Source organism: Ideonella sp. P3_A4, from assembly GCF_056403075.1.
In genome coordinates, this window is sequence record NZ_JBFUGE010000495.1 from 1 (window position 1) to 4,455 (window position 4,455).

General features: G+C 70.3%; 3 protein-coding genes. 2 read left to right on the top strand and 1 reads right to left on the bottom strand.

Going from position 1 to position 4,455, the window contains the following annotated elements; all coding sequences use genetic code 11:
- Positions 1-170: 170 nt before the first annotated feature.
- On the bottom strand, positions 171-1,466 hold the full coding sequence (locus AC1DYI_RS27570) for a winged helix-turn-helix domain-containing protein (RefSeq protein ID WP_477207317.1): 1,296 nt from the start codon (positions 1,464-1,466) through the stop codon (positions 171-173).
- A gap of 90 nt (positions 1,467-1,556) precedes the next feature.
- Between AC1DYI_RS27570 and AC1DYI_RS27575 the strand changes: the two genes are divergently transcribed.
- Positions 1,557-2,171, top strand: a complete 615-nt coding sequence (locus tag AC1DYI_RS27575; RefSeq protein WP_477207318.1) for a hypothetical protein — start codon at positions 1,557-1,559, stop codon at positions 2,169-2,171.
- Between the two features lie 136 nt (positions 2,172-2,307).
- The coding region (locus AC1DYI_RS27580) for a DUF2339 domain-containing protein (protein WP_477207319.1) at positions 2,308-4,455 on the top strand (2,148 nt) is incomplete at its 3' end.

Below are 4,455 nucleotides of genomic sequence, written 5' to 3' on the forward strand. Positions count from 1 at the left end.
CAGGCATCGTGTTCATGGTGAAGCTCCTCGATTGCGGCGGTGGGCGGCATGAGTCGAACTCTATGCAGCGTCAGTCCGGCCATCCATGGCACGCCATGTCACCGTGGCCCCGCGACATGGGTGGCACTTTGCCATGGCGGCCGCCGGCCGCATCGGCCAGTCTGGCCCGACTAGGGTGCCGTGGCCGAGCCGGGGCCGAACACGCTTCGCAGCAGCTGCCGGCCGACCGGATGGCCAGCCAGCCAGCCCGCATGCGCCGGGTCGCGCAGCACCATCGCCAGCATGCCGCAGCGTTCGTCGTAAGCCCGCTGCAGCAGCGCCGCCGCGCGGTCGACCTCACCGATCGCGGCCAGCGGCGCGGCGTACAACGTCGCCTCGCCGGTCGTCGTGCGTGAGCAGATCAAGGTGGCGTCGATGATGTCCAGTGCTGCTTCGCGCCGGCCGATCTGAGCCAGCACGAAGGACAGCACGGTCCACACGAAGGGCGGCGTGTCCGGCCCTTCGCTCAGCCGCCATGCGGCCCCTTCGATGTCGGGTGAAGGCGCCACCATCGCCCGGATGGCCAGCTCGAAAGCGACCAGCAGCAACTGCCCCGGGTGTTCGGTGACCGACGCCCGGGCCTCGGCCAGCGCGTCGGCGCCGCGGCCGGCCTGCACCAGTGCACGCGACAGCGTCATGCGCAGCAACGGCGTGTGCGGAGACAGGCGCAGCGCGGCGCGCAGCTGTTCGACTGCCCCTGCAGGCTGGCCGGTGAGCAGCAGGTGGCGGGCATACACCAGCAGCGTGTCCGGATCGTTCGCGCCATCGCGCAACGCGTCGGCGTGAGCCAGCGCCGCTTCGTCGAAGCGCCAGGCCATGTCCAGCAACGCGCCGCGTGCGCCGGCCAGGCCCGGGGTGGCGGCGTCCAGGCGCTTGCCTTCATCGAGCACCCGCAAGCCTTCTTCGACCGACGGATCGGTCGGCAGCTGGCCCCAGCCGATCGCCGCGGCCAGTGACTCGGCCAGCGCCACCCTCGCGGGGGTGTAGCCGGGCTCGCGCTCGATCAGCGCGCGCAGCAGCTCGATCGCACGGCCGACCGCCGCAGGCGTGCGTTGCGCGGCCAGCTGGCGCGCGTGCAAGTAGGCGTCCACCGTCGCGGGTTGAGCATGCGTGGCGCCGACCAGGCGCGAGGGGGCTGGCGCGGGCGCTTCGCCGTCCAGCCGGTAGCCGGTGCCGTAGACCGACTCGATCGTCAGCCCAAAGCCGGCCAGCGTGCGGCGCAGCCGGCTGATGCTGCGCGCCAGGCTCTCGTCCGACATCGCCAGGCCGGCCCAGACGGCGCTGGCGAACTCTTCCTTGCTGACCACCGCCGGGCGGCGTTGCATCAGCAGCGCCAGCACGGCCCGTTCTTTCGGGGCCAGGTCGAGCGGGCGGCCATCGGCGACCGGGAAACCGGCATCGTCCAGCGTCAGCACGGCAGGGGGCATGGGGCGGTGGGCAGCGGGTTGGTCAGGATTCGGTCAAGCTTGCCACAGCTGGGCGGCCTAGCATCGTCGCCTACCCACAAGGAGCAACCCATGAAACTTTGCACCCCTCTGCTGGCCGCCGTGCTGATCGGCGCCGGCTGGCTGGCCGCCGGCACCGCTGCCGCCGCCGACACGCAGTCCTGGACCAAGACCGTGCCGATCGTCGACACGCCCGGGCCGGGTGGCATCTTCGGTACCAACGGCTTTGATGTGTTCACCGAGCAATCGGTGGCGGCGCGCTTCACCGTGCCGGCCGACGGCAACATGCGCCTGGCCCGCATCGGCCTCTGGCTGATGAACAACAGCGAGACGGTGCAGAAGAAGGTGCGCGTGTCGCTGCAGACCGATGCGCTGGACGAGGGCGGCGCCGAAACGCTGCCGAGCGGCGTTGAGCTGGAGCACTGGTTCGCACCGGTGCAGACCCTGGGCTGGAACCCGGTCGAGCAGTTCTTCGTCACCCGCAAGGGCCCGCACATCAAGGCCGGCCGCTCGTACTGGGTCGTGGCTTCGTCGCAGTCGCCGGTGTTCGTCGACCCGGTGTGGACCTTTGCCAAGACCGGCAACATGGTCACGACGACGACCTCCAACGGTGCCTGGCAGACCGCTGGCGACGGCGCAGCGCTGACGCTGCGAATCGATGCGCATCCTGTCAAGGCCGCTGACTAAGATTTGAACAAGTCGCGCGCGGCGATACCCTTCGCCGCGTGGCGCGCTACTTCGCGGGTATGTTCGCGGCGAGCCGGCAACAGCGGCTCGCATAATCGCCGCCACCCCCACCAAAGGGGGACATGAGGGCGGCGACATGAAATGGATCTTTGGCCTGATCGGCGCCGTGGTCGGTGCGCTGATAGGCGAATTCGCGGGGGCGCTGATCGGCGCCCTGCTGGGTGTGGGGGTGGCGGCGCTGATTCAGGCGGGTCGGCCGCGCGACGATGACAACAAGAAGCCGGCTGCCGAGCCGGCGGTTCGGCTGACGCTGGACCAGCGTCTGGCGGTGCTGGAAGACAAGGTCCGCACGCTGCAGGCCGAAGTGGCGCGGCTGAAGGCGCCGGCGGTGGGCTCGCCCGAAACCGAGCCAGTGTCCAAGCCGACACCGCCGACCGTGGCGATGCCGTCGGCGCCGCTGGTCCGTGACACCGAAGCGGTGGCGCGCAGCCCGCTGCCTACGCCTGTGAGCAGCCCGGCACCGGAGATGCCGAAGCCGATCCAGCCGGCGCCGGTCCTCGTGGTGGCTCCGAAACAGACCGCGGAGGCGGTAGAAGCCGCCGCCGCACCGGCGCCCGCCGTGGCCGTGCCGGCTCGTAGGGCACCACCGCCCCCGCCGCCACCGCCGGCCGTCCCACTCAAGGACCGTCTGCCGCCCTTCCTGCACAACTGGATCTTCGGCGGCAACACGATCGTCAAGGTCGGCGTGCTGGTGCTGTTCCTCGGCCTGGCCTTCTTGCTGCGCTACGCGGCCGAGCGCGTGGTGGTGCCGGTGGAGCTGCGCTACGCTGGCGTCGCCTTGCTGGGCATCGGCCTGCTGGCCTTGGGCTGGCGGCTGCGCGAGCGGCGCGATGCTTCGGGCGGCACCGGATACGGGCTGATCCTGCAGGGTGCCGGCATTGGCGTGCTGTACCTCACCACGCTGGCCTCGTTGAAGCTCAATGCGCTGATCGCGCCCGAGCCGGCGTTCGTCTTCCTGTTCGCGGTGACGGTGCTGAGCGCTGTGCTGGCCGTGGTGCAGAACGCACCGTGGCTGGCCTACGTGGCGGTGGCCGAAGGCTTCGCGGCGCCGGTGCTGGTGTCCACCGGTGGCGGCAACTACCTGGTCCTGTTCAGCTACATGGCGCTGCTGGACATTGGTGTGTTTCTGATCGCCTGGTTCAAGGCCTGGCGGCCGCTGAACCTGGTCGCGTTCGTCGGCACCTTCACGCTGGCGAGTGCGTGGGCCAACAGCCGCTACGACGATTCGCTCTATGTCGGCGTGCAGGCCTTCCTGCTGCTGTTCTTCGTGTTGTTCACGCTGATCGGCGTGTTGTTCGCGCGCCGTGCGCTGGCCTTGGGCACGCCGCCGGATGCGGCTGATCCGCTGGCCCAGCGCGCTGCGAAGACGCTGGCGCAGGTGGGCCGGGTCGACAGCGCCTTGGTCTTCGGCGTGCCGCTGGTGGCCTTTGGGCTGCAGTATCTGCTGGTGCAGGACTGGGAGTTCGGCCCTGCCTGGGCGGCGCTGGGCTACGCGATGTTCTACCTGCTGCTGGGCGGCTTGACGATGCGCCGCGGCGGCCCGCGCTATGCGCTGCTCGGCGAAGCCTACGTCATCGTCAGCGTGATCTTCGGCACCCTGGCGATCCCGCTCGCGCTGGAAGGTGTATGGACCGGTGCCACCTGGGCCATCGAAGCCGCCGGCATGTTCTGGCTCGGCACGCGCCAGCACCGCACCTATGCGCGGGCCTTTGCGCTGCTGGTGCTGGCCGGTGCCGCAGTGCGCACCTTCAGTGCGTTAGGCATCGACGAGTCGGTCGGTACACCGATGCTGACAGGCTCCGTCCTGGGCATGGCGCTGCTCGCCGTCGGCGCGTTGGCGATGCACCTCGTGAGCCTGCGAGCACGTGACGGTGACGCCCCGGCCGCGTCTTGGGAAACCATCGGCCAGGCGGGCCAGTTGGCGATTGGCCTGGCCGGGCTGACGGCCATTGCGTGGATGCTGCTGGTGCCGGCCTGGGCCTGCGTCGCCACCTCGGCTTTGGCGCTGGGCGTGGCGCTGCTGCCCGCACGCTGGCGCAGCCCGGCGCTGCCGTGGTCGGTCGCGGTGCTGCAAGCGTTGGCGCTGTCCGGCTTTGTCGCGACCTTGCAGGTGCTGCACGGCGAGGCGATGCTGGGCAGCGGCTGGTCCGGCCTGGTGGCCGCGGTCTTGATCGCTGCCAGCCTGATGGCTTGCGCGGTGCTGGCGTTGCCGGCGGGCTTGCGC